Consider the following 24094-nt stretch of genomic DNA (forward strand, 5'->3'; position numbering starts at 1 on the left):
GGTACTGCAGGGGGGACCCTGTGGGAGAGTAGGACGCCGCCGAACAATCATTGTGGGAAAGCCCCGCACCTTATGGTGCGGGGCTTTTCTGCGTTCAGGGGCGCTCTAGGCTGGGGTCCATGCGCTACGACCTGGTCATCTTCGACAACGACGGCGTGCTCGTCGACAGCGAGCCGCTCTCCAATCGGCTGCTGGCCGGCTACCTCACCGAGCTCGGCCACCCCACCACGTACGAGGACTCCCTCCGCGACTACATGGGCGCCGCCATCCACCGGGTGCACGACCTCGTGCGGGAACGGACCGGGGAACGGCTGCCCGAGGACTTCGACCACACCTTCCACACGCGGGTGTTCGCCGCCTTCCAGGCCGAACTGGAGCCGGTGGAAGGGGCCGAGGACGTGCTCAAGCGGCTGACGGCCGCGGGGGTCCCCTACTGCGTGGCGTCCTCCGGGAGCCACGAGCGGATCAGGGTCGGGCACCGGAAGACCGGGCTCGACGTCTGGTTCCCCGAGGAGGTCGTCTTCAGCGCGGAGGACGTGGGGCGGGGAAAGCCGGCGCCGGACCTCTTCCTGCACGCCGCCGCGCGGATGGGCGTGCCGCCCGAGCGGTGCGTCGTCGTCGAGGACAGCCGGCTCGGCGTCCAGGCGGCCGTCGCGGCCGGGATGGACGTCTACGGGTTCACGGCGATGACGCCCGAGGACCGGCTCGCCGGGTCCGAGGGGTTCTTCTCCGCGATGCGCGAACTGCCCGCCATTTTGGGTCTGTGATCCATCTACCCATCGGTAGGTGACGGGCCTACGCTGTGCCGCCATGACCGATGCGCGGCTGCGGCGGGGGCGGTCCTCCCTGGCCTTCAGTTTCCTCGTCCAAGGCGTGGCCTTCGCCCTGCTCGTGACCCGGATCCCCGGGATCCAGGACCGGTACGGGATCTCCGACGGGCTGCTGCCGCTCTTCCTGGCGGCCGTGCCGGTCCTCGCCGGGGTGGCCAGCGTCGCGACCGAGAAGCTCGTCACCCGGGTGGCGCCCTCGGTGGTGCTGCGGTGGTCGCAGCCCGTCGTCCTGCTGGCCCTGCTCGCCGTCGGGGCCGGGGACGCGCTGTGGACGGCAGCCGTCGCCCTGGGCGTGTTCGGTCTCGCGGTCGGCGCGCTCGACGCGTCCATGAACATGCTCGGCGTGAGCCTCCAGCGGACGTACGGGCGCAGCATCATGCTCGGCTTCCACGCCGCGTACAGCCTCGGCGGGATCGCCGGGGCCTCCCTGGCCTGGGTGGGGGCGCACTGGCAGCTGTCGCTGCTCTGGTCGTACCTGCCGGTGGTCGTGGTCCTGGCGCCGGCGGCGCTCCTCGGCAGCCGGTGGTACGTGGACTCCGCGGCGGACCCGGACGGCGGCGCCCCGGAGACGAAGGGCGGTGGGCTGTCGTTCCGGCTGCTGCTGCCGCTGTGCCTGGTGATGACGTTCGCGTACATCGGGGACTCGACGGTCTCCAACTGGTCGGCGAAGTACCTCCAGGACGTGCTCGGCGGGTCCGAGGCGGCGGCGACCGTCCCGTACAACGCGTACATGGTGACGACGCTGCTCGGGCGGGCCGTGGGCGACCTCGGGGTGCGGCACTTCGGGGCGGCGGTCGTCGTGCGGGCCGGGGCGGTGCTCGCGGCCTGCGGGTTCGCGCTGGTGGCGGTGGCGCGGGCGCCGTGGGCGGGGATCGCCGCCTTCACCGTCCTCGGGCTCGGGCTGAGCGTGATCGTGCCGCAGACCTTCGCGGCGGCCGGGCGGCTCTTCCCCGGGAACAGCGACGCCGCCGTCGCGCGGCTCAACGTCTTCAACTACGTCGGCTTCCTCGTCGGCTCGCCGCTCGTGGGGGCGCTCGGGGACGCGTGGAACTACCGCGGTGCCATGCTCGTGCCGATGGTGCTCGTCCTGGTGACGGTGGTGTATGCCACGTCGTTCGGCGCGCGGGAGGCCCGATACGGTGGCGGGCATGAGCGGCCGCGCACTGTTGATGTGGGATGAAGCTGTCACGGGGTACGACTTCGGACCCCAGCACCCGATGGACCCGGTGCGGCTCGCACTGACCATGGGGCTGGTCCGGGCCTTCGGGCTCGACCGGGCGGTGGACGTGGTCGCCGCCAAGCCGGCCGGGGAGTCGACGCTGCGGCTCGTGCACCGCGAGGACTACGTGGCCGCGGTGAAGGCGGCCTCGGCCGACCCGCGCCACGCCGACCAGGCGTACGGGCTCGGGACGGTCGACGACCCGGCGTTCGCGGGGATGCACGAGGCGTCCGCGCTGATCGCCGGGCAGTCGGTGGCGGCCGCGGAGGCCGTGTGGAGGGGCGAGGCCGAGCACGCCGTGAACTTCGCCGGCGGGCTGCACCACGCGATGCCGGGCGGCGCCGCCGGGTTCTGCATCTACAACGACGCCTCGCTCGCCATCGCCCGGCTGCTCGAACTGGGCGTGGAGCGGGTCGCGTACGTCGACGTCGACGTGCACCACGGCGACGGGGTGCAGGCGGCGTTCTGGGAGGACCCGCGGGTCCTGACCGTCTCCCTGCACGAGCACCCGCGGACCCTGTTCCCGCAGACCGGCTGGCCGGAGGAGACCGGGGCGCCCGGAGCCGGCGAGGGCGGCGCGGTGAACGTGGCGCTGCCGGCCGGGACCGGGGACGCCGGCTGGCTGCGGGCGTTCCACGCCGTCGTGCCGGAGCTCCTCGCCGACTTCCGGCCGCAGGTGCTGGTGACCCAGCACGGGGCCGACACCCACTTCGACGACCCGCTGGCACACCTGGCGGTGTCGCTCGACGCGCAGCGGGCCGTGCAGGAGGCGTGCCACGAGCTGGCGCACGCGTACGCCGACGGGCGCTGGGTGGCGCTGGGCGGCGGCGGATACGCCGTCGTGGACGTCGTACCGCGATCGTGGACGCATCTGGTGGGAATCGCGGCGCACGCGCCGGTGGCGCCGGAGACGGTGATCCCGTCCTCGTGGCGGGACGAGGCGTACGCGCGGACGCGTCAGCTGGGGCCGGGGCGGATGACCGACGGGCGGTGGCCGGTGGACTTCCGCGAGTGGAGCGCCGGTTACGACCCCGCCGACCGGCTCGACCAGGCGGTCCTCGCGACCCGGAAGGCGGCCTTCCCGCTGCGGGGGCTGCTCGCCTGACGCGCGGTATTACGCCAACTGTGCGGTAGGGGCGCTGTTTTGACGATCCGGCAGGGGTGATCCGGCAGCATCGGTGAGGTGTTGAGTACCGGGGCGCTGCGGGCGCATCTGTTGGCGGCGGGGTTGGCGGGGACGGTGGCGACGTCGCGGGAGGAGAGCCTGCGGAGCTATCGGCTCTTCGCCGTGCGGGACCCCAGGGTGACGCTGGGCCTGGTGCCGGCCGGGGGCTGGGACGAGGCCGAACTGCTGCGGCTGATGGCCGAGAAGTGCGGGGTGTCGGCGGATCCGGCGCACCGCTCGGGGCCGGACGTGATCGATCCCGAGCGGACGCTGAGGGGGCTCGACGCCTTCGCGGGGCGGCTCGCGGCGGCGGCGGCGCGGCGGGCCCCCGTGCTGTTCGGGACGGGGCATCCGCACCGGCTGCTTGGTTTCTACGCCGCTCTCGCAGACGCTTTGTCGGCGGCGGGATGTGACGTACTCACCCCCGCGCAGGGGAGATGTGTCGACATAACGACCCGGTTCGGTCTACGTACGTACCTCCTCGACTACGTACACGGCGTCGCGTTCGTACGGGAGGCGGGGCCGTCGGAGACCGGGCGTGAGCCGGGGGCGCACTCGCACTCGGCGCTGCCGGTGCGGGCCGTGCTGGAGAGCGCGGCGGAGGCCGGCGGGCCACTGCCGGAGCTGGTCGTCGGGGACCACGGCTGGGTCTGCGGCGCTGGTCAGCTGGGTATCGAGGCGATCGGGGTGGCCGACACGGACGATCCCGCGCTGTTCGTGGGGGAGGCCGAGGGGCAGGTGGCGGTGGCCGTCCCGCTCGATGACGGGGTGCCCTCGGCGTACTACCGTCCCCTCACGCGCTATGTACTCAATCGAGCGTGTCTGTCACGGTAAACGGGCGATAGGGGCTCCTCTTCCCCACTCGTACCACCCGCCCCTAGTCTGATTCGTGAGCGTTCGACGACGAAGAGTCACCGGAGGGGAAGCCGGTGGGCGTCGCGGCGGAAGGTACAGGTGGGTCATGGCTGCTGGCGATCGGCCTCTCAACGAGGTCAAGTTCCTGACCGTGGCGGAAGTCGCCGCGGTGATGCGCGTGTCGAAGATGACCGTGTACCGCTTGGTGCACAGCGGTCATCTGCCCGCGATCCGGGTGGGCAGGTCCTTTCGGGTCCCGGAACAGGCGGTTCACGCGTACCTGAGGGAGTCGTACGTGGGGGTGGGGACCGCGTAGCGGGCGCGCGGTCGTCCGGCGGCCGAACGGCCGGTGAAGCCGCGTCCGACCCTCGGATTACTCGTGCGGTGCCAGGGGCGGTAGGCTGACCCCTCGTAGGTCGTGTGGGCCCAGACGCCCCGCACCAGTGAGAAGAAGTGAGCGAGGGTAGTCGTGGGCTCTGTTATCAAGAAGCGGCGCAAGCGGATGGCCAAGAAGAAGCACCGCAAGCTGCTCAAGCGCACGCGCGTTCAGCGTCGCAACAAGAAGTAAGAGCGGCGGCCGCGCGAGCGGTCCTCCGTGCGTGACCAGACGTGGCCCCTCACCGGGATCGGTGAGGGGCCACGTCGTCATTGCGCCGCGATACGCAGGCGCTACGGTGGCGGCTACGGGAAGACGGACGGAAGTTCGGACGGAAGGCGCTGATCTTGGGCAAGGTCGTGCTCGTCACCGGTGCCGCTCGGCATCTGGGAGGCCGTTTCGTGCGGCGGATCCAGCGGGACCCGGAGGTGGAGCGGGTGGTGGCCGTGGACGCGGTCGAGCCGGCGCATCCGCTGGGGGCCGCCGAATTCGTCCGGGCGGACATCCGCCGGCCGGCCATCGCCAAGGTGCTCGCGGAGCACGAGGTGGACACGGTGGTGCACCTCGACGTGACGGGGACGGCGCTGGGCGCGGGCGGCCGGACGGCGGTCAAGGAGACCAACGTCATCGGCACCATGCAGCTGCTCGGCGCCTGCCAGAAGTCGCCCAGGGTCGGCCGGCTGGTGGTGAAGTCGAGCACGACCGTCTACGGCTCCGCGCCGCGCGATCCGGCGGTCTTCACCGAGACCACCGCGGCGAAGTCGCTGCCGAGCGGCGGCTTCGCGAAGGACGCGGTCGAGGTCGAGGGGTACGTACGGGGCTTCGCCCGGCGGCGGCCGGACGTGGCGGTGTGCGTGCTGCGGTTCGCGAACATCCTGGGGCCCCGGGTGGAGTCCCCGCTGACCGAGTACCTGTCCCTGCCGGTGATGCCGACGGTCCTGGGCTACGACCCGCGGCTGCAGTTCGTCCACGAGGACGACGTGATCGACGTGCTGCGTCTGGTGGCGCACGAGCCGCGCCGGGCGTCGCTGAACAGCGGGACCTTCAATGTGGCGGGTGACGGGGTGCTGCTGCTGTCGCAGTGCGCGCGGCGGCTCGGGCGGCCCACGGTGCCGCTGCTGCTGCCCGCGGTGACCTGGGTGGGCTCCGCGCTGCGGACGGTGGGGCTGACCGACTTCGCGCCCGAGCAGATCCGGCTCCTCACCCACGGGCGGGTCGTGTCGACCGCGCAGCTGCGGGAGGTGCTGGGCTTCCGGCCGCGGTACTCGACGGCGGAGGCGTTCGCGGACTTCGCGGCGAGCCGGGAGCCGGGGCTGCTGCCGCCGGCGGCGCTCGCGGGGGCGGTGGACCGGCTGGCGGGCCGGGTCGCCCCGGAGGCGTATCCGATTCCTTCCCACGACGGATCCTGAGGAGCGGCGACAGCGATGGCGGACGCCAAGGTCATTCCCTTTGACGACGACCGGTCGCGGGCCCGGCGCCGCCCGGCCCGGACGGAGGAGCCGTCCGACGCCGGTCCGGGCGCGGGCGCGGCGGCGGTACGGGCGCTGCCCGGCGCCCGGGAGGTGCCGGGGGCCCGGGAGGTGCAGGAGGAGGCGTCTGTCGGCTCTGGGGCCGCGGGGGCTCCTGAGGGGCCCGCTGCTGCTCCGGAGGGCGGCGGGGAGGGCTCCGGGGCGGCGGCCGGGGCGGGGCGGGCCGGCTGGGAGCGGCGGCTCGCGGGCGGCCTGGCGTTCCTGCGGCGCCGGGTGACGGGGGAGTACGAGGTCGACGAGTTCGGCTACGACGCCGAGCTGACCGACCAGGTGCTGATGTCGCTGTTGCGCCCGCTGTACGAGAAGTACTTCCGGGTGGAGGTGAAGGGCGTCGAGAACATCCCGGAGAAGGGCGGGGCGCTGATCGTCGCGAACCACTCGGGGACGGTGCCGCTGGACGGGCTGATGATGCAGGTCGCGGTGCACGACCACCATCCGGCGGGCCGGCATCTGCGGCTGCTGGCGGCGGACCTGGTCTTCGTGCTGCCGGTCGTCAACGAGCTGGCGCGGAAGGCGGGGCACACGCTGGCGTGCGCGGAGGACGCGGAGCGGCTGTTGCGGGCCGGTGAGGTCGTCGGGGTGATGCCGGAGGGCTTCAAGGGGATCGGGAAGCCGTTCTCGGAGCGGTACAAGCTCCAGCGGTTCGGGCGGGGCGGGTTCGTCTCGACGGCGCTGCGGGCGGGGGTGCCGATCGTGCCGTGCTCGATCGTGGGCGCCGAGGAGATCTACCCGATGATCGGGAACGCGAAGACGCTGGCGCGGCTGCTCGGGCTGCCGTATGTGCCGGTGACGCCGACGTTTCCGTGGCTGGGGCCGCTGGGGATGCTGCCGCTGCCGACGAAGTGGACGATCCAGTTCGGTGAGCCGATTCCGACGGATGCGTATCCGCCGGAGGCGGCGGAGGATCCGATGCTGATGTTCAATCTGACGGATCAGGTCAGGGAGCAGATCCAGCACACGCTGTACAAGCTGCTGGTGCAGCGGAGGTCGGTCTTCTTCTAGGCGCCGGCTGTTCCGAGTGGCGCGCCGGCTGTTTCGTGTGGCTCTCGGCTTTTCGTGGCATGGCAGAAGGGGCGCCCCCCGTCCGTGGGGGCGCCCCTTCTCCTTGTCAGCGAGCGTCCTCGCTGTCGATGCCGAGGCCCGGAAGGAGGCCCGGCAGGAGTGGCGGGATGGTGACGTCGGGGGGTGTCGGCGTGGTGTGGCTGTCCTCCGGGGTGGGCGGTGTGCCCGTGGGGGTGGGCAGGAGGCCGCCGGTGTTGCCGCCGAGGAGTCCGTCGTCCTCGGGGGAGGTGGTGCCCGTCTCGGCGCCCGGGCTCGGGGTGGTGCCGGTGCCGGTGGTGGGGGTGTCTCCCTGGCCGCCCGTGCCTTGGGTGGTGCCGGCGGGGCGGGGGGTGGTGGTGGCCGGGGGGCTGCCCTGGGTGGGGGCGTCCTGGGTGGCCGTGGGCTGCTGGGTCTCCGTGCCCCGCTGGTTCTGCGGGGTGGTGGGGCTGCTGCTGGAGCCGCCGGGGTCGACCGCGCCCGTCTGGGGGGTGCGGGGCAGCATCGACTGGAGCGGCTCGACCTCCTGGTCTATGGCGTCGAAGACGCCGCTGACCTCTTGGCCGACGTCGGTGAGCTGGACGGGGAGGCGGTCGCGGAGGCCGTTCCAGGTGTCGCGGTGGGCCTGGGCGAAGGAGTTCAGCCGGGCCATGGGGGCGATCTCGCCGTCCCGGTCGTACGCCTGGCGGAGCAGCCGGTGGCCTTCCTCGGCGTCGTGCTTCATGCCGCCGAGGGCGCGCCTGATCTCGCTGAGGGACTCGTGGTCGAGGTCGCCGGAGCGGGTGCGCTCCATGAGCCGGCGGGCCTCGCTGAGCCGGGTGGACGCCTGGTCGAGGTAGATGCCCCCGCGGTCGGCGTCGTCGTCGGCCATGCCGAGCTTGAGGTCCTCCATGCCCCGCTTGAGTCCGTAGAGCGAGTCACCTGGGAGGGCGTCGGAGCTGGCGGCGGCGACGCCGCCGAAGGCTCCGGCCGCCACCCCGACGGTGAGGCCGCCCGCGGCGAGTCCCTTGGTCCAGCGGGAGCGGGGGCGGAGTTTGCGTAGCGGGGAGGCGCGGTGGGCGCCCCTCGTGGTCCGCTGCTCCGGGACGGTGGGGCCCCCGGCGGCCGTCCCCTGGGCGAACATCGCCTCCATGGCGGCGACGAGCTGGGCTCGCTGCACCACCTTGACCTCGGGGTCGAGCTCTGGTTTCGGCAGTTCGCCGAGACCGCTCGCCAAGGCCAACAGCCGTCCCTGGTCGCCCGTGTCGGCCGGGGCGTCGGGCCGGTCGGCCGCCTCGCCCTCGGGCGTCCGGTCCTCCAGGGCCTGGGCGAAGGCGTTCGCCCGCCGGTGCACGTTCGCGATCACTGGCGGCACCTCCTCTCGTCATGACGGTCGACTCCCCAAGGGGTCCGGAAGGTTGCCCTGCTTGAGCAGATCCACACGAACGAGTGAGTGTCTGCGAGCAGGGCGTGACCACAGGGAGCCTGCATTTCGCACAACGAGCGGCGCGGCACTTGGGTTACGCGCGAAGGATGATCGGACCAGTGCGTCATCGATGCGTCACCGACTGTGAGGTGGGACGGGCAGTGGTGGCGTGGGGGATGTGGGGATGGGTGCGTGTGGGTGAGGGGGACAAGTGGCTTCACGGGGACGGGGATGGGGACGGGGATGGGGACGGGGATGAGGAAGGGGGACGGGATGGGGGGACGGAGACGGGTGGGGAGGGTGGCGGCGGTCGGCGGCCCGGGGTCAGCGGGCGTCTTCGGGCAGGAGTCGGGCCAGGGTGCGGACGGCCCGGTACTGGAGGGTCTTGATCGCGCCCTCGTTCTTCCCCATGACCCGCGCGGTCTCGGCGACCGAGAGGCCCTGGAGGAAGCGGAGGGTCACGCACTCCTGCTGCTGGGGGTTGAGACGGCGGACGGCGTCGAGGAGCGCGGCGTTGGAGAGGGACTCGAGGACGGAGTCCTCCGGGCTGCGCTCGACCTCGTTGGCGTCGAGCATCTCGCCGGTGGTGACCTCCAGCCGGAAGCGGCTGGACTTGAAGTGGTCGGCGACCAGGTTGCGGGCGATGGTCACGAGCCAGGCGCCGAAGTCGCGGCCCTGCCAGGTGAAGGTGGAGATCCGGCGCAGGGCGCGCAGGAACGTCTCGCTGGTGAGGTCCTCCGCCGTCGCCTTCCCGCCGACGCGGTAGTAGATGTAGCGGTAGACGGTGTCGCTGTACTGGTCGTACAGCCTGCCGAACGCGTCGGCCTCGCCGGCCTGGGCGCGTTCGACCAGATCCATCATGCGGGCGCTGTCGCTGTCGGCGGTGGGGCGTCGGGCGGTGGCCGGGCTCCCGGCGCCGCCGCGCGCGCTCCGTCTGCCGACGGCGGCACCGCCGTCGGCGAGGGCATAGCAAGGACCGGCCGGTGCCGGTGCGGCGAAGGCGAAGGCGGGCGCAGGACCGACGTACGCGGTGGGGACGAAGCCACGCAAGTGGTCGAGGACCGTTGCGCGCAGCGTAGCCAGGCCCGAGGCGTCAACCCCGACGTGTGGGTACACGGGACTCCCAGAGGCAGAGCTTCCATCACGTGCAGTGCGGAGCCGTTCACTCGTCGTGGCGACGGGAGGGTTCCGCTGTGCGTCTGAGGAGAATAACGCTTCGTACAGGCAGCGCTACACCCAGTTGCCTAAATCATCGATTACGTCGCTTCGGTTATAGCTTGCGGCCGCTTCAAGTAGCACTTGGTGACCGGTTATTGATCGAGTGACTTCCGAGTGTGACTGCGTCGGCGTTGCGTTGTGCTCATGTGCGGTAGAGGGGAGTGATCGGGGCCGCTCGTGGGTAAGGGCGCGGGAATGCCCGGGAGTCGAGGGGTGCGCGGCTGTTCGACCACGGACGGGTGAGCCCCCTTGGTCCGGGGTTGTCGCAGATGATCGCAGCCGAAACGTATCGGCACGGGCGCGGCGCCCGGGGTCAGCGGCGGCGGCGGTGGAGCGCGACCGCGGCGGCCGTGCCGCCGGCGACGGCGCCGAGGCCCGCGGCGGCCGGGATGCCGATCTTCGCCGCCTTGCGGCCGGTCCGGTAGTCGCGCAGCCGCCACTCGCGGTCCCTGGCGTGTCGGCGCAGCTTGGTGTCCGGGTTGACCGCGTACGGGTGCCCGACGAGCGAGAGCATCGGGATGTCGTTGTGCGAGTCGCTGTACGCGGCGCAGCGGGCGAGGTCCAGGCCCTCGGCCGCGGCCAGCGCCCGTACCGCCTCGGCCTTGGCCGGGCCGTGGAGCAGCTCGCCGACCAGCCGGCCGGTGTAGACGCCGTCCACCGACTCGGCGACCGTGCCGAGCGCGCCGGTCAGGCCGAGGCGGCGGGCGATGATCGTGGCCGTCTCGACCGGGGCGGCCGTCACCAGCCAGACCTTCTGGCCCGCGTCGAGATGGGCCTGGGCCAGGGCGCGGGTGCCCGGCCAGATCCGGTCGGCCATGTACTCGTCGTAGATCTCCTCGCCGATCGACATCAGTTCGGAGACGCGGTGGCCCTTGACGATGGAGAGCGCGCTGTCGCGGGCCTCCTGCATGTGCTCGGGGTCCTCGACGCCGGCCAGCCGGAACCAGACCTGCGCCCAGGCGAAGCGGGCGAGTTCGCGGCGCTGGAAGAACTTCCGCTTGTACAGGCCGCGGCCGAAGTGGAAGATCGCGGCGCCCTGCATCACGGTGTTGTCGAGATCGAAGAAGGCGGCGGCCCGCACATCGCCGACGACCGGGAACTCGGGCTCCTCGGGAGCGGTTTCGGAGGCCGCCTCGATGGCGGCGAGCTCCTCCTCCCGCTCCTGCTCCAGCTGGAGCGAGGTCTTGCGGGCCGCCTCCGCGGCGGCCTCGCCTGCCAGGACGCTGCGCGCGGTGGCGGAGCGCCTACGGGGGGTGAGCCATCCCAGAGCGGCCATGTCTGGAGCATAGCCAGTCTGTTCGGTACTTCCCGACTTGTGGGGATGCCGTCGTGTGAACAGTGCGGGTCCCCGCCGTGACGGGGCGGGACAATGGACGGCATGTTCGGACGTACCAAGAAGAAGGACGCGGCGAAGGACCCGGCCGCGCGGACCGTGACGCTGATCGGGAAGCCGGGTTGTCATCTCTGTGACGACGCGCGGGTGGTGATCGAGGCCGTGTGCGCCGAGACCGGGGCGCGCTGGGAGGAGCGGGACATCCTCCAGGACGAGGCGCTCTACAAGGAGTACTGGGAGCAGATCCCCGTCGTCCTGGTCGACGGGGAGCAGCACACCTTCTGGCGGGTGGACGCGGAGCGGCTGCGGCGCGAACTGGGTGCGTGACCGAAAGCCGGTTACCATCATGGACGTTTTGTTGGCGTTCGGGGGCCACGTCGTGAGGAGTGTGTACGGCTTTGCCCCCTTCGGGATTCCAACGCGTCGCGCCGTGCGACGGTTCCACAGCGACGAGAACCAGTCGCGTGACCCCGGTCACTTTGGGCGGACAAAACGGACACTATCTTTGTGCACGCGTTCACAAAGGCATAGCCTGCATTCGACGGGGCGGTCCTGGGACGTATGGCCGCCTGCAGCCCCGCTCATCCCGCAGGAGCACCGTGGCAACTGGCCGAACTCACCGACCGGCGACCCGTAGCCGAGGAATTCCCGAGGCCACCGTCGCCCGCCTTCCGCTGTATCTGCGCGCCCTGACCGCGCTGTCGGAGCGCTCCGTACCCACGGTCTCCTCCGAGGAGCTCGCGGCCGCGGCCGGCGTCAACTCCGCCAAGCTGCGCAAGGACTTCAGCTACCTCGGCTCGTACGGCACCCGCGGTGTCGGCTACGACGTCGAGTACCTCGTCTACCAGATCTCCCGCGAACTCGGCCTGACCCAGGACTGGCCCGTCGTGATCGTCGGAATCGGTAACCTCGGCGCCGCGCTCGCCGGCTACGGCGGCTTCGCCTCCCGTGGCTTCCGCGTCGCCGCGCTGATCGACGCCGACCCCGCCATGACCGGCAAGCCGGTCGCCGGGATCCCCGTCCAGCACAGCGACGACCTGGAGAAGATCATCGCCGAGGACGGCGTCTCCATCGGCGTCATCGCGACCCCGGCCGGCGTCGCCCAGGCGGTCTGCGACCGGCTCGTCGCCGCCGGTGTCACCTCCATCCTCAACTTCGCCCCGACCGTGCTCTCCGTGCCCGACGGCGTCGACGTGCGCAAGGTGGACCTCTCCATCGAGCTCCAGATCCTCGCCTTCCACGAGCAGCGGAAGGCCGGCGAGGAGTCCGCCGACGAGACCGCTCCGCAGGCCGCCGCGCCCGCCGCGCCGCCGGCCGCCACCCGTACCACCGCCGCGAGCGGCCGCAAGGGACCCGACGGGGACGTCCCCGCGGTGATGCCGGCATGAGCCTCCTCGTCGTCGGCCTGAGCCACCGCAGCGCTCCCGTCTCCATCCTGGAGCGGGCCTCCCTGCCCGCGGACACCCAGGCCAAGCTCCTCCAGGACACCCTCGCCGCCGAACCGGCCGCCGAGGCCACCGTCCTCGCCACCTGCAACCGCATCGAGCTCTACGCCGACGTGGACAAGTTCCACGCGGGCGTCGCCGAGCTCTCCACGCTCCTCGCCCAGCACAGCGGCGTCGGCCTGGAGGAGCTCACCCCCTACCTCTACGTGCACTACGAGGACCGGGCCGTCCACCACCTCTTCTCGGTGGCCTGCGGCCTCGACTCCATGGTCGTCGGCGAGGGCCAGATCCTCGGCCAGATCAAGGACGCCCTCGCCCTCGGCCAGGACCTGCACACCGCGGGCCGGCTCCTCAACGACCTCTTCCAGCAGGCCCTGCGGGTCGGCAAGCGCGCCCACAGCGAGACCGGCATCGACCGGGCCGGGCAGTCGCTCGTCACCTTCGGCCTGGAACAGCTCGCCCAGGGCACCGACGTCGAGAGCTGGGCGCGGGGCAAGCGCGCCCTCGTCATCGGCGCCGGCTCCATGTCCTCGCTGGCCGCCGCGACCCTCGCCCGCGCCGGCGTCACCGAGATCGTCATCGCCAACCGCACCCTCGCCCGCGCCGAGCGGCTCGCCGAGATCCTCGCCGAGCCCGGAGGTACGGGCGTGGCCGCGCGCGCGGCCGAGATGGTTGCCGTCGGCGACGAACTGGACCGGGCGGACGTCGTCGTCTCCTGCACCGGCGCCACCGGCCTCGTCCTCTCCGGCGACGCGATCGAGGCCGCCGCCGGCGGCCGCGACGGGAGCCTCCACCTGCTCGACCTCGCCATGCCCCGCGACATCGACGCCGCCGCCCACCGGATCCCCGGAGTCCGGCTCGTCGACATCGAGTCCCTGGCCGACGCCTCCGCCGACGCCCCCATGGCCTCCGACGTCGACCAGGTCCGCGGCATCGTCGCCGACGAGGTCGCCGCCTTCGGCGCCGCCCAGCGCGCCGCCCACATCACCCCCACCGTGGTCGCCCTGCGCACCATGGCCGCCGACGTGGTGGCCAGCGAGGTCGCCCGGCTCGAAGGCCGCCTCCCCGGCCTCGACGACAAGCAGCGCGCCGAGATCACCCAGACCGTGCGCCGCGTCGTCGACAAGCTCCTGCACGCGCCGACCGTGCGGGTCAAGCAGCTCGCCAGCGAGCCCGGCGGCGCCGGGTACGCGGACGCGCTGCGGACACTCTTCGACCTCGACCCGGAGACGGTCGCCTCCGTCTCCCGGGCCGACCTGAATGACGCCGACGTCAAGAACCGAGGGCGAGTATGACCGAGAGGGCACTGAGGCTCGGGACCAGGCGCAGCAAGCTCGCCATGGCCCAGTCCGGCCACGTGGCCGACGCGGTCCGGCAGCTGACCGGCCGGCCCGTCGAGCTCGTGGAGATCACCACGTACGGGGACACCTCCCGTGAGCACCTCGCACAGATCGGCGGCACCGGCGTCTTCGTCGCCGCCCTGCGCGACGCGCTGCTCGACGGCGAGGTCGACTTCGCCGTCCACTCCCTGAAGGACCTGCCGACCGCCCAGCACCCCGAGCTCGTGCTGGCCGCGATCCCGCGGCGCGAGGACCCGCGCGACGTCCTCATCGCCGGCGACGGCCTCTCCCTCGACCGGCTGCCCGCGGGCGCCCGCGTCGGCACCGGCTCGCCGCGCCGCATGGCCCAGCTGCACGCGTACGCCCGCAGCCACGGCCTCGACCTCACCTGCGTCCCCATCCGCGGCAACGTCGACACCCGCGTCGGCTACGTCCGCAAGGGCGAGCTGGACGCCGTCGTCCTCGCCGCGGCCGGACTCAACCGCATCGGCGGCACCGAGGAACTCCTCGGCGGCCTGTCGGCCCAGCACCTGCCGGTCGACTCCGTGCTGCCCGCCCCCGGCCAGGGAGCCCTGGCCGTCGAATGCCTGGCGTCGAACTCCGACCTCGTCGCCGCGCTCTCCGCTCTCGACGACCCGCACACGCGGGCCGCCGTGACCGCAGAGCGATCCCTGCTCGCCGCCCTGGAGGCCGGCTGCAGCGCACCCGTGGGAGCGCTCGCCGACATCCTCGCCGACGGCCCCGGTCACGGGCAGGTTGTCACCGAAATGCGCCTGCGCGGCGTCGTCGGCACCACCGACGGCTCGACGCTGGTGCAGCTGTCCACCACCGGTCCCGTCCCCACCTCGTACGACGAGGCGGCGGCGCTCGGACGCGAACTCGCGACCGAGATGCTCGCCAAGGGTGCGGCCGGTCTTATGGGGGAGCGAGCACTTTGAGCCCCACCAGCCCGACCACCCGCCCCGTGTCCCCCGTCTTCGCGGGCCACGGCCACGTCACCTTCCTCGGCGCAGGCCCAGGCGACCCCGGACTCCTGACCCTCCGGGCCGTCGAGGCCCTGTCCGGAGCGGACGTCCTGATCGCCGAGCCGGAGGTCCTCGAAGTCGTCCGCGGCCATGCGCGCGCGGGCGTGAGCACGCCTGAGCTGACGGTTGTTGACGAGGCGTCAACAACCGCCGGTGTCCCCGTGTTGAGGGATGCGGCCAATCTTGTCATGGAGGCCGCGCGCGGCGGCAGGCGGGTCGTCCGTGCGGTGACCGGCGACCCCGGTCTCGACGGGAACGCGGGCGCCGAGATGCTCGCCTGCGCCGCCGAGGGCATCCCCTTCGAGGTCGTCCCCGGCGTCGCCACCGCGGTCGGCGTCCCCGCGTACGCCGGTGTACCGCTGCGCGACGCGCAGGGCACCGACGTCCGCTTCGTCGACGCCCGGACCGCCGACGACCGCTGCTGGGCCGAGGTCGGAGCCTCCGACGGCACCGTCGTCGTCTCCACCTCGCTCGACTCGGTCGCCGCGGCCGCCGGTGAACTGGTGGCGGCGGGCCGTAAGCCGGACACCCCCCTCACCGTCACCGTCGCCGGCACCACCACCCGCCAGCGGACCTGGACCGCGACCCTCGGGACGATCGCCCAGGTCTTCAAGCAGGGCAAGGTGCTCCCCTCGCCCGAGGGCCACCGGCCGGTGATAGCCGTGGTCGGCGAGCGCAGCGCCCCGGCGCAGCGCGACCAGCTCTCCTGGTTCGAGTCCAAGCCGCTCTTCGGCTGGCGGGTGCTCGTGCCGCGCACCAAGGAGCAGGCCGCGTCGCTCTCCGACCAGCTGCGCTCGTACGGCGCCGTGCCGCACGAGGTGCCGACCATCGCGGTCGAGCCGCCGCGGACCCCGCAGCAGATGGAGCGGGCGGTGAAGGGGCTCGTCACCGGACGGTACGAGTGGATCGCCTTCACCTCCGTCAACGCGGTCAAGGCCGTGCGGGAGAAGTTCGAGGAGTACGGGCTCGACGCCCGCGCCTTCGCCGGCATCAAGGTCGCGGCGGTGGGCGAGCAGACGGCCGCCGCGCTCGTCGACTTCGGTGTGAAGCCGGACCTGGTGCCGAGCGGCGAGCAGTCCGCGGCCGGTCTGCTGGAGGACTGGCCGCCGTACGACCCGGTCTTCGACCCGATCGACCGTGTCTTCCTGCCGCGCGCCGACATCGCGACCGAGACGCTCGTCGCCGGGCTCATCGAGCTCGGCTGGGAGGTCGACGACGTCACCGCGTACCGGACCGTGCGCGCGTCGCCGCCGCCGGCGGACACGCGCGAGGCGATCAAGGGCGGCGGTTTCGACGCCGTGCTCTTCACGTCCTCGTCGACCGTGCGGAACCTGGTCGGCATCGCCGGCAAGCCGCACAACGTGACCGTCATCGCCTGCATCGGGCCCGCCACCGCCAAGACGGCGGAGGAGCACGGGCTGCGGGTCGACGTGCTCTCGCCCGAGCCGTCCGTGCACAAGCTGGCCGAGGCGCTGGCGGAGTTCGGCATGCGGCGGCGGGAGGCGGCCCTGGAGGCGGGCGACCCGGTCACGCGGCCGAGCGAGCGGCGTCCGGGGGCGCGCAGGCGGCGGACCACGTAGGCGCCGCTGTCGCGGGACGGTTCCGGGCGCGGGTCCTCTTCGGGGGCCCGCGCCTTCGCCGTGTGTGCCACGACCACAACACCGTGTCGGTAAGTGGGGTGCGGGGGCGGGCGTAGATTCGAGGGATGAACTCGTATGGAAGCTTTCCGGGGGCCCGACCGCGCCGGCTGCGGACGACGCCCGCCATGCGGCGGATGGTGGCCGAGACCCGCCTCGACCCGGCCGACCTGATCCTGCCCGCGTTCGTGCGCGAGGGCGTCACCGAGCCCGTGCCGATCGGCGCGATGCCCGGCGTCGTCCAGCACACGCGGGACACCCTGCGGAAGGCCGCGGTGGAGGCCCTGGAGGCGGGCGTCTCCGGGATCATGCTCTTCGGCGTGCCCGAGGACGCCAAGAAGGACGCGCTCGGTACGGCGGGCACCGATCCGGACGGGATCCTCCAGGTCGCGATCCGGGACGTGCGGTCCGAGGTCGGCGACGAGCTCGTGATCATGTCGGACCTCTGCCTCGACGAGTACACCGACCACGGCCACTGCGGCGTCCTCACCGAGGACGGCCGGGTCGACAACGACGCCACGCTGGAGCGGTACGCCGAGATGGCGCAGGTCCAGGCCGACGCAGGCGTCCACGTCGTCGGCCCCTCCGGGATGATGGACGGCCAGGTCGGCGTCGTCCGCGACGCGCTCGACACCATCGGCAAGGAGGACGTGTCGATCCTCGCGTACACCGCGAAGTACTCCTCCGCCTTCTACGGCCCCTTCCGCGAGGCCGTCGGCTCGTCCCTCACCGGCGACCGCAAGACCTACCAGCAGGACCCCGCCAACCTCCGCGAGTCGATGCGCGAGCTGGCGCTCGACCTGGAGGAGGGCGCGGACATGGTGATGGTGAAGCCGGCCGGGCCCTACCTGGACGTGCTCGCGAAGGTCGCCGAGTCCGTGGACGTGCCGGTCGTCGCGTACCAGATCAGCGGCGAGTACGCGATGGTCGAGGCCGCCGCCGAGAAGGGCTGGATCGACCGCGACAAGGCGATCCTGGAGACCCTCACGGGCATCCGCCGCGCCGGCGCCCAGATGATCCTCACCTACTGGGCCACGGAGGTGGCGCGGAAGCTCGGGGCGGGTCGGGGCTGACCTTGGCGTGCGGCTGAGCCAGGCGTGCGGCTGAGCCAGGCGTGCGGCTGAGCCAGGCGTGCGGCTGACCTCGGCTCGCCGCCGACCGGCGGGCGGCGCACCCTGGAGAGGTACCCGACAGGTACCTCCCGGAGGTGGTCCTCATGATGAACACGCTCGTCGGCTGGCACGTCGACATGGAGTTCAAGGAGGAGGGGGACCGGACGCGGGCGGCGGCGATGGTCCGGCTCGGGGACGGCTCCGAGTTCCGGGCCCACGGCAATGCCCACCGCCACCCCTCCGACCCGGAACAGCTACGGGTCGGCGAGGAGATCGCCGGCGCCCGCGCCCTGATGGACCTGGCCTCGCAGCTGCTCCAGAAGGCGCACACGGAGATCGACGAGGCGTCCGGGCGGAAGTCGTATCCGATCAACCGGTAGCGGCGGATCCGGGCTTTCGCGGCGGATCCGGACGTCAGTAGGGCTTCAGTACTGGAGGGCGTCCTCCAGTTCCCGCTGCCAGTACGACACGGCGGCGCCGTCGTCCACGTACGTGCCCTCCGGCGCCGTCACCGTCTTCATGCTGTCCGTGGTCAGGTTCACCTTGATCGTGCGGATGGTCATGCCGTGCGTGACCCCGCCCGGCTCCCCGGTGAGGATCAGGGAGGCGTAGGCCGACTCCCCGGGCAGCAGGGTCACCACGGCGTGCGGCTTGCTCTCCTCCACGATCCTGATCGGCGCCTGGCTGTGGTCGAAGCCGACCAGGGGCGCGCCCATCGCGTCGCAGCGGCGGCCGCCGGTGTTCGTGATCGTCAGCGCCAGGTGGTTGATCGGGCGGGTGACCTTGCTCGCCACGACCTTCACGTCCGCGGCGGTGCAGGGGCGGCTGGCGGGGGCGTCGTCGCCGTCGGCGGGCGGCTGGGGCTTCGGCGTGGTGCGGGTGGGGGTGTGGGCGGGGCTGGGGGTGGACGCGGGGGTACGTGTGGCGGTGGGCGCGGCGGTGGTGGGAGCGGGCTTCGGCGGCGTGGTCGAGGTCGGTTCGCTGGTCGGAGTCGGCTCGGTGGTCGGAGTCGGCCCGGTGGCCGGCGCGGTGGTGGTCTGCTGCGGCTTCTCCGGGGCCTTGGCCGCCGGTTCCTGGTCGGTGGACTGGCAGGCCGTGAGGGCGAGCGCGGCGGCCAGGGCGGCGGCCGGCAGGGCGAGGCGGCGGACGGACGTGCGCATGGTGGTTCCCCCGTAGTGGTCGGTTCGGTCGTTCCGGTCTTCAGCGGCCGTCGAGCAGGGTGATCACGATCGCGGTGCAGATGACCAGCACCGTCAGTGCCAGGGCGTCGGTGACGCGGCTGTTCGGCATGGCTCCATGCTGCGAGCCGGTGTGACCCGGTGTCGATCGGCACGGGACAATGAGGAACGCTGGAACGCTTCCACCCCCGGTGACCTGGGGAGACGTACCTCGCCCGGAACGCGTTCCTGGGACGCCGACAGTGACGGGGGAGCGACGGATGGACACCGGGGACCGGCTCGCGGGGCTGCTCAAGGGCCTCAAGGAGCGGTCGGGGCTGAGCTACGGCGCCCTCGCCAAGCGCCTCCACGTCAGCACCTCCACCCTCCACCGGTACTGCAACGGCGACGCCGTGCCGACCGACTTCGCCCCCGTGGAACGGCTCGGGCGGCTCTGCGGCGCCTCACGGGAGGAACTCGTCGCCCTCCACCGCGCCTGGATCGTCGCGGACGAGACCCGGGGGCGGAGCGGGAGCGAGTACGCCGCCGATGTGGCGGCCTCAAAGGTGGCCGCCTCCGATGTGGCGGCCGCGGGCGTGGCGGCCGCGGGCGTGGCCGCCGCCGATGTGCCGGCCCCCGACGTGGATTCCGGGGCCGTCGAGGCGGCTGGGGCCGCAGAAGCGGCGAGGGCCGCAGAGGCGGTCGAGCCTGTCGAAGTCGTCCAGCCCGCCGAAGTCGCCGAGTCCGCCGAAGTCGTCGGGTCCGTCGACCCCGTCGTCGTGGTCTCCGCGGAGTCCCCGGGCGGGGGCGGTGCCCCTCCGCGCTCCCGGGCGCGGTTCATGACCGTCCTCGCGGCCGTGGCCGTCGTCGCGCTCGCCGTACCGGGGGCCTACCTCGTGACGCGGGACGGGGAGAAGGAGCCGCGCGGGGGCTCCGCCGCTCCCGCCGCTCCCGCGCCGCTGAACGCCGGCATCAGCTCGTACAACTGGGCCGAGCCCTGCGGCCAGTACTACGTCCTCGACCAGAAGCCGGAGCACGTGCCCCCGCCGCCCCCGCCGCAGGACACCCGCGGCTGGGCCCGCGCGCTCGGCGGGATCGACGGCGGGCACATGCAGCTCCAGGTCACCGTCACCGGACGCACCCGGGAGCCGGTCGTCCTGTCACGGCTCCACGTCCGTGTCGTCGACCGCGACGAGCCGCCGGAGCGGGCCGCGTACTCCATGGGCGACGGCTGCGGCAGCGGGATCACCCCGCAGACCTTCGACGTCGACCTCGACGCGTCCCGGCCGTACGTGAAGCCGGTCGCCGGACAGGACGGGGACCGGGTCGTGCCCGCGAAGGACTTTCCGTACCAGGTCGCCACCGGGAACGCGGAGGTCCTCAACCTCGACGTCCACACCGAGGAGCACGCCGTCGCCTGGTACCTGGAGCTGGAGTGGAGCACCGGCGACAGGAAGGGGGTCCTGCGCATCGACGACGGCGGGGAGCCGTTCCGTACGGACGCCATCGAGGGCCGTACGGTCTACGGCTACTGGCCCGACAAGGGCGAGTGGGTCGCTCAGGAGTGACCCACCCGCCCCGGCGGCGTCAGAGGCGCTCGGGCGTCCGGATGCCCAGCAGCGCCATGCCCTGCTGGAGCGTCCGGGCCGTCAGGTCGCAGAGGAAGAGGCGGTTCTCCACCTGCGCCGGGGTGTCCGCCTTGAGCACGGGGCACTCCGAGTAGAACGTCGTGTACAGCGAGGCCAGCTGGTACAGGTACGCGGCCAGCTTGTGCGGGGCGTACTCCGCGGCGGTCTCCTCGATCGCCTCGCCGAAGCCGTCGACGTGCAGACCGAGGGCCCGCTCCGACGGCGCCAGCTCCAGCTCCGGGTGCGCGACCGGCTTCGCGTCCCCGGCCTTCCGCAGGATCGACTGGATACGGGCGTACGCGTACTGGAGGTAGACCGAGGTGTCGCCGTTGAGCGAGACCATCTGGTCCAGGTCGAACTTGTAGTCACGGGCCGCCGAGGTCGACAGGTCCGCGTACTTCACCGCGCCGATGCCCACCTGGGCGCCCCGCTCGGCGATCTCCTCCTCGGTGAGGTCCTGGGCCTTCTCGCGGACCACGGCCGAGGCACGGTCGATCGCCTCGTCCAGCAGGTCCACCAGCCGGACCGTCTCGCCCTCACGGGTCTTGAACGGCTTGCCGTCCTTGCCGAGGACCGTGCCGAAGGCCAGCTGGACGGCCTTCACCTCGTCGTTCAGCCAGCCGGCCCGGCGGGCCGTCTCGAAGACCATCTTGAAGTGCAGCGACTGGCGGGCGTCCACCACGTACAGCAGCGAGGTCGCCTTCAGGTGCTGCACCCGGTCGCGGATGGCGGACAGGTCCGTCGCCGCGTAGCCGAAACCGCCGTCGGACTTCTGGACGATCAGCGGCACCAGGTTGCCGTCCGGGCCCTTGATGTCGTCGAAGAACACGCACAGCGCTCCCTCGGAGCGGACCGCGACACCCGACTCCTCCAGCAGACGGCACGTCTCCTGAAGCATGGCGTTGTACCCGGACTCGCCGACCACGTCGGGGTCACGGATGTCCATGTCCAGCTTGTCGAAGACCGAGTAGAAGTAGATCTTCGACTCGTCCACGAACCGCTGCCACAGGGCGAGCGTCTCCTCGTCACCGGCCTGGAGGTCCACCACGCGGGCGCGTGCCCGCGTTTTGAACTCCTCGTCCGTGTCGAACAGCGCACGCGACGCCTTGTACAGCCGGTTCAGGTTCGACATGGCCTCCTCGCCGGAGACCTCCGCGCCCTCGCCCTTGTGGTCCAGCTCGTGCGGGTGCTCGATCAGGTACTGGATCAGCATGCCGAACTGGGTGCCCCAGTCGCCGATGTGGTGCCTGCGGATCACGGTCTCGCCCGTGAACTCCAGGATCTCCACCATCGCCGCGCCGATCACCGCCGACCGGAGGTGGCCGACGTGCATCTCCTTCGCCACGTTCGGCTGCGCGTAGTCGAGGACCGTCGTGCCCGCCGCCTCGTTCAGCGGCACGCCCAGGCGCGCGTCGGCGGCACGGGCCGCCAGCGTCTTCACGATCGCCGCGTCCGACACGGTGATGTTGAGGAAGCCGGGGCCCGAGACCTCGATCTCCTTCAGCACGTCGTTCGCCGGGATCGACTCGACGACCTTCGCCGCCAGCTCACGCGGATTGCCCTTGAACCGCTTGGCCAGCGCCAGGATGCCGTTGGCCTGGAAGTCGGCCCGGTCGCTTCGTCGCAGCAGCGGGTCGGCGGAACCGGCCTCCGGCAGGGCTGCCGAGAGACCTTCCGCGAGGCGCTGCTGCACGGTAGAAGCGAGGGAAGGGACCGAGGCCATGAGCTTCCGTTCCTGTTGTGTCGTGTCCGGGTGTCCCGGTGGTCTGAATCGCTTGTCAAGTGTCCCATGGGCAGGCAAGGCTTTTTCCACGGCCGTGCCCGGTCTGTGGACAAGCGACCCGCGAAGAATCCGCCTGTGGACAACCTCGGGGCGCCCCGCTCCGTCTGGGACAATGGCAGACGTAAGGCTTCGAGGGATTCCCGGGATTCCCGCAAGGATCTGGAAAGAAGGACGTACCGACCGTGGCTCAGAGCAGCACCGAGACCGACTGGGTCTCCCGTTTCGCGGACGAGGTCATCACCGAGTCGGAGCGACGTGCGCCTGGCAAACCGGTCGTCGTCGCCTCCGGCCTCTCCCCCTCCGGCCCGATCCACCTCGGCAACCTCCGCGAGGTCATGACCCCGCACCTGGTCGCCGACGAGATCCGCCGCCGCGGGTACACCGTCCGCCACCTCATCTCCTGGGACGACTACGACCGGTACCGCAAGGTGCCGGGCGGCATCGAGGGCATCGACGAGAGCTGGGCCGACCACATCGGCAAGCCCCTGACCTCCGTCCCCGCCCCCGCCGGCTCGCCCCACGCGAACTGGGCCGAGCACTTCAAGGCCGCCATGGTCGAGGCACTGGCCGAACTCGGCGTCGAGTACGACCCGATCAGCCAGACCGAGCAGTACACCTCCGGCGTCTACCGCGAGCAGATCCTGCACGCCATGCGCCACCGCGGCGACATCGACGCCATCCTCGACCAGTACCGGACCAAGAAGGCCCCCAAGAAGCAGTCCCAGAAGCCGGTCGACGAGGCCGAGCTGGAAGCCGCCGAAGGCTCCGGAGCGGCCGCCGAGGACGACGGCTCCGGCGGTGGCGCCGGCTACTTCCCGTACAAGCCCTACTGCGGGCAGTGCGAGAAGGACCTCACCACGGTCACCGCCTACGACGACGACACCACCGAACTCGCCTACACCTGCACCTCCTGCGGCTTCGCCGAGACCGTCAAGCTCAGCGAGTTCAACCGCGGCAAGCTCGTGTGGAAGGTCGACTGGCCCATGCGCTGGGCCTACGAGGGCGTCATCTTCGAGCCCTCCGGCGTCGACCACTCCTCGCCCGGCTCCTCCTTCCAGGTCGGCGGCCAGATCGTCGGCATCTTCGACGGCGTCCAGCCCATCGGCCCCATGTACGCCTTCGTCGGCATCAGCGGCATGGCCAAGATGTCCTCCTCCAAGGGCGGCGTCCCCACCGCCGCCGACGCCCTGGAGATCATGGAGCCGCAGCTGCTCCGCTGGCTCTACGCCCGCCGCAAGCCCAACCAGTCCTTCAAGATCGCCTTCGACCAGGAGATCCAGCGGCTCTACGACGAGTGGGACAAGCTGGAGGCCAAGGTCGCCGACGGCACCGTCCTGCCCGCCGACGCCGCTGCCCACGCGCGCGCCGCCCGCACCGCGGCCGGCGAGCTGCCGCGCACCCCGCGCCCGCTCCCGTACCGCACGCTCGCCTCGGTCGCCGACATCACCGCCGGCCACGACGAGCAGACCCTCCGGATCCTCACCGACCTCGACCCCGAGTCCCCGGTCACCTCGCTCGACGAGGTCCGGCCGCGCCTCGACCGCGCCGAGAACTGGATCACCACCCAGGTCCCGGCCGACCAGCGCACCATCGTCCGCGACGAGCCCGACACCGAGCTCCTCGGCTCCCTGGACGACGAGGGCCGCGAATCGCTCCGCCTGCTCCTGGAGGGCCTCGACAGCCACTGGTCGCTCGACGGGCTCACCACGCTCGTCTACGGCGTCCCGAAGGTCATGGCCGGCCTCACCCCCGAGGCCAAGCCCACCCCCGAGCTGAAGGTCGCCCAGCGCTCCTTCTTCGCCCTCCTCTACAAGCTCCTCGTGAGCCGCGAGACCGGCCCCCGCCTCCCCACCCTCCTCCTCGCCGTCGGCGCGGACCGGGTGCGGAAGCTGCTTGGCGCGTGAGCTGAACGCATACGGAAGGGCCGCCCCCGGGTTGTTCGGGGGGCGGCCCTTCTGCGTGTGCGCACGTGGCGCGAGCGGGTCAGGAGGGGGCGAGC

Annotated in this window: 22 protein-coding genes; 17 read left to right on the forward strand and 5 right to left on the reverse strand. The window is 72.1% G+C overall.

Annotated features, from left to right (window positions below; translation table 11 throughout):
* Positions 1 to 119 precede the first annotated feature (119 nt).
* The 8 genes from ACIGHB_RS31500 to ACIGHB_RS31535 all read left to right on the forward strand — a co-directional run bounded on the left by ACIGHB_RS31500 (position 120) and on the right by ACIGHB_RS31535 (position 6976).
* Positions 120 to 767 carry an HAD family hydrolase gene (locus ACIGHB_RS31500; protein WP_399917887.1) on the forward strand — a complete coding sequence of 216 codons (648 nt, stop codon included), beginning with the start codon at positions 120 to 122 and terminating at the stop codon, positions 765 to 767.
* Between the two features lie 43 nt (positions 768 to 810).
* Positions 811 to 2010: an MFS transporter gene (locus ACIGHB_RS31505; RefSeq protein ID WP_399917889.1), complete on the forward strand. Its 1200-nt coding sequence runs from the start codon at positions 811 to 813 to the stop codon at positions 2008 to 2010.
* The gene (locus ACIGHB_RS31510; protein WP_399917891.1) at positions 1979 to 3154 is read left to right on the forward strand and encodes an acetoin utilization protein AcuC; all 1176 of its coding nucleotides are present in this window, start codon (positions 1979 to 1981) and stop codon (positions 3152 to 3154) included. The genes ACIGHB_RS31505 and ACIGHB_RS31510 overlap by 32 nt, the downstream gene beginning before the upstream one ends.
* 78 nt (positions 3155 to 3232) lie before the next feature.
* Positions 3233 to 4048, forward strand: a complete 816-nt coding sequence (locus ACIGHB_RS31515; RefSeq protein WP_399917893.1) for a phosphatase — start codon at positions 3233 to 3235, stop codon at positions 4046 to 4048.
* A gap of 127 nt (positions 4049 to 4175) precedes the next feature.
* Positions 4176 to 4385 (forward strand): helix-turn-helix domain-containing protein, encoded by a 210-nt coding sequence (locus ACIGHB_RS31520; RefSeq protein WP_030495139.1) that lies wholly within the window; start codon positions 4176 to 4178, stop codon positions 4383 to 4385.
* Between the two features lie 153 nt (positions 4386 to 4538).
* The gene (locus tag ACIGHB_RS31525; RefSeq protein ID WP_003948845.1) at positions 4539 to 4637 is read left to right on the forward strand and encodes a 30S ribosomal protein bS22; all 99 of its coding nucleotides are present in this window, start codon (positions 4539 to 4541) and stop codon (positions 4635 to 4637) included.
* 155 nt (positions 4638 to 4792) lie between these two features.
* Positions 4793 to 5854, forward strand: a complete 1062-nt coding sequence (locus tag ACIGHB_RS31530; protein ID WP_360312951.1) for an NAD-dependent epimerase/dehydratase family protein — start codon at positions 4793 to 4795, stop codon at positions 5852 to 5854.
* Between the two features lie 15 nt (positions 5855 to 5869).
* Entirely contained in the window at positions 5870 to 6976 is a 1107-nt protein-coding gene (locus ACIGHB_RS31535) for a lysophospholipid acyltransferase family protein (RefSeq protein WP_399917896.1), read from the forward strand.
* Positions 6977 to 7082: 106 nt separating this feature from the next.
* Here the strand turns inward: ACIGHB_RS31535 and ACIGHB_RS31540 are convergent, their stop codons facing one another.
* The 3 genes from ACIGHB_RS31540 to ACIGHB_RS31550 all read right to left on the reverse strand — a co-directional run bounded on the left by ACIGHB_RS31540 (position 7083) and on the right by ACIGHB_RS31550 (position 10911).
* Positions 7083 to 8357, reverse strand: a complete 1275-nt coding sequence (locus ACIGHB_RS31540) for a DUF5667 domain-containing protein (protein WP_399917898.1) — start codon at positions 8355 to 8357, stop codon at positions 7083 to 7085.
* A gap of 384 nt (positions 8358 to 8741) precedes the next feature.
* Complete coding sequence (locus ACIGHB_RS31545; RefSeq protein WP_360312957.1) at positions 8742 to 9533, reverse strand: ECF subfamily RNA polymerase sigma factor, BldN family; 792 nt, start codon at positions 9531 to 9533, stop codon at positions 8742 to 8744.
* Positions 9534 to 9948: 415 nt separating this feature from the next.
* Entirely contained in the window at positions 9949 to 10911 is a 963-nt protein-coding gene (locus tag ACIGHB_RS31550; RefSeq protein WP_360312959.1) for an HAD-IB family hydrolase, read from the reverse strand.
* A 93-nt stretch (positions 10912 to 11004) separates the two neighbouring features.
* On the opposite strand from ACIGHB_RS31550, the gene ACIGHB_RS31555 reads away from it, so the two are divergent.
* From ACIGHB_RS31555 to ACIGHB_RS31585, 7 genes are all read left to right on the forward strand, one after another.
* The gene (locus ACIGHB_RS31555) at positions 11005 to 11295 is read left to right on the forward strand and encodes a glutaredoxin family protein (protein WP_360312961.1); all 291 of its coding nucleotides are present in this window, start codon (positions 11005 to 11007) and stop codon (positions 11293 to 11295) included.
* Between the two features lie 272 nt (positions 11296 to 11567).
* Positions 11568 to 12356: a redox-sensing transcriptional repressor Rex gene (locus tag ACIGHB_RS31560; RefSeq protein ID WP_399917901.1), complete on the forward strand. Its 789-nt coding sequence runs from the start codon at positions 11568 to 11570 to the stop codon at positions 12354 to 12356.
* Positions 12353 to 13708 carry a glutamyl-tRNA reductase gene (locus tag ACIGHB_RS31565; protein ID WP_399917903.1) on the forward strand — a complete coding sequence of 452 codons (1356 nt, stop codon included), beginning with the start codon at positions 12353 to 12355 and terminating at the stop codon, positions 13706 to 13708. The genes ACIGHB_RS31560 and ACIGHB_RS31565 overlap by 4 nt, the downstream gene beginning before the upstream one ends.
* On the forward strand, positions 13705 to 14691 hold the full coding sequence (gene hemC, locus ACIGHB_RS31570; RefSeq protein WP_399917905.1) for a hydroxymethylbilane synthase: 987 nt from the start codon (positions 13705 to 13707) through the stop codon (positions 14689 to 14691). The genes ACIGHB_RS31565 and hemC overlap by 4 nt, the downstream gene beginning before the upstream one ends.
* Complete coding sequence (locus ACIGHB_RS31575) at positions 14688 to 16358, forward strand: uroporphyrinogen-III synthase (RefSeq protein ID WP_360312968.1); 1671 nt, start codon at positions 14688 to 14690, stop codon at positions 16356 to 16358. Before hemC ends, ACIGHB_RS31575 begins: the two co-directional genes overlap by 4 nt.
* Before the next feature lie 125 nt (positions 16359 to 16483).
* Positions 16484 to 17488, forward strand: a complete 1005-nt coding sequence (gene hemB / locus ACIGHB_RS31580; RefSeq protein ID WP_399917907.1) for a porphobilinogen synthase — start codon at positions 16484 to 16486, stop codon at positions 17486 to 17488.
* 146 nt (positions 17489 to 17634) lie between these two features.
* A complete protein-coding gene (locus tag ACIGHB_RS31585) occupies positions 17635 to 17907 on the forward strand; it encodes a DUF1876 domain-containing protein (RefSeq protein WP_360313093.1) in 273 nt (90 codons plus the stop codon).
* A 45-nt stretch (positions 17908 to 17952) separates the two neighbouring features.
* Here the strand turns inward: ACIGHB_RS31585 and ACIGHB_RS31590 are convergent, their stop codons facing one another.
* Positions 17953 to 18687, reverse strand: a complete 735-nt coding sequence (locus ACIGHB_RS31590; RefSeq protein WP_399917909.1) for a DUF4232 domain-containing protein — start codon at positions 18685 to 18687, stop codon at positions 17953 to 17955.
* 278 nt (positions 18688 to 18965) lie between these two features.
* Between ACIGHB_RS31590 and ACIGHB_RS31595 the strand changes: the two genes are divergently transcribed.
* Positions 18966 to 20252: a helix-turn-helix domain-containing protein gene (locus ACIGHB_RS31595; protein WP_399917911.1), complete on the forward strand. Its 1287-nt coding sequence runs from the start codon at positions 18966 to 18968 to the stop codon at positions 20250 to 20252.
* 19 nt (positions 20253 to 20271) lie between these two features.
* Here the strand turns inward: ACIGHB_RS31595 and argS are convergent, their stop codons facing one another.
* Positions 20272 to 22035 carry an arginine--tRNA ligase gene (gene argS / locus ACIGHB_RS31600; protein ID WP_399917913.1) on the reverse strand — a complete coding sequence of 588 codons (1764 nt, stop codon included), beginning with the start codon at positions 22033 to 22035 and terminating at the stop codon, positions 20272 to 20274.
* Positions 22036 to 22277: 242 nt separating this feature from the next.
* Here argS and lysS point away from each other — a divergent pair, with 242 nt between their 5' ends.
* Complete coding sequence (gene lysS, locus ACIGHB_RS31605; protein ID WP_360312978.1) at positions 22278 to 23999, forward strand: lysine--tRNA ligase; 1722 nt, start codon at positions 22278 to 22280, stop codon at positions 23997 to 23999.
* Positions 24000 to 24094: the final 95 nt, after the last annotated feature.

It is taken from the genome of Streptomyces sp. NPDC085460, assembly GCF_044541975.1.
Taxonomy (GTDB): Bacteria; Actinomycetota; Actinomycetes; order Streptomycetales; family Streptomycetaceae; genus Streptomyces.

Excerpts from the sequence above, each read along its gene's own strand:
- ACIGHB_RS31500 (WP_399917887.1), top strand. The coding sequence starts at position 120 with ATGCGCTACGACCTGGTCATCTTCGACAACGACGGCGTGCTCGTCGAC.
- ACIGHB_RS31505 (WP_399917889.1), top strand. The coding sequence starts at position 811 with ATGACCGATGCGCGGCTGCGGCGGGGGCGGTCCTCCCTGGCCTTCAGT.
- ACIGHB_RS31510 (WP_399917891.1), top strand. The coding sequence starts at position 1,979 with ATGAGCGGCCGCGCACTGTTGATGTGGGATGAAGCTGTCACGGGGTAC.
- ACIGHB_RS31520 (WP_030495139.1), top strand. The coding sequence starts at position 4,176 with ATGGCTGCTGGCGATCGGCCTCTCAACGAGGTCAAGTTCCTGACCGTG.
- ACIGHB_RS31535 (WP_399917896.1), top strand. The coding sequence starts at position 5,870 with ATGGCGGACGCCAAGGTCATTCCCTTTGACGACGACCGGTCGCGGGCC.
- ACIGHB_RS31550 (WP_360312959.1), bottom strand. The coding sequence starts at position 10,911 with ATGGCCGCTCTGGGATGGCTCACCCCCCGTAGGCGCTCCGCCACCGCG.
- ACIGHB_RS31555 (WP_360312961.1), top strand. The coding sequence starts at position 11,005 with ATGGACGGCATGTTCGGACGTACCAAGAAGAAGGACGCGGCGAAGGAC.
- ACIGHB_RS31565 (WP_399917903.1), top strand. The coding sequence starts at position 12,353 with ATGAGCCTCCTCGTCGTCGGCCTGAGCCACCGCAGCGCTCCCGTCTCC.
- hemC (WP_399917905.1), top strand. The coding sequence starts at position 13,705 with ATGACCGAGAGGGCACTGAGGCTCGGGACCAGGCGCAGCAAGCTCGCC.
- hemB (WP_399917907.1), top strand. The coding sequence starts at position 16,484 with ATGAACTCGTATGGAAGCTTTCCGGGGGCCCGACCGCGCCGGCTGCGG.
- ACIGHB_RS31585 (WP_360313093.1), top strand. The coding sequence starts at position 17,635 with ATGAACACGCTCGTCGGCTGGCACGTCGACATGGAGTTCAAGGAGGAG.
- ACIGHB_RS31590 (WP_399917909.1), bottom strand. The coding sequence starts at position 18,687 with ATGCGCACGTCCGTCCGCCGCCTCGCCCTGCCGGCCGCCGCCCTGGCC.
- ACIGHB_RS31595 (WP_399917911.1), top strand. The coding sequence starts at position 18,966 with ATGGACACCGGGGACCGGCTCGCGGGGCTGCTCAAGGGCCTCAAGGAG.
- argS (WP_399917913.1), bottom strand. The coding sequence starts at position 22,035 with ATGGCCTCGGTCCCTTCCCTCGCTTCTACCGTGCAGCAGCGCCTCGCG.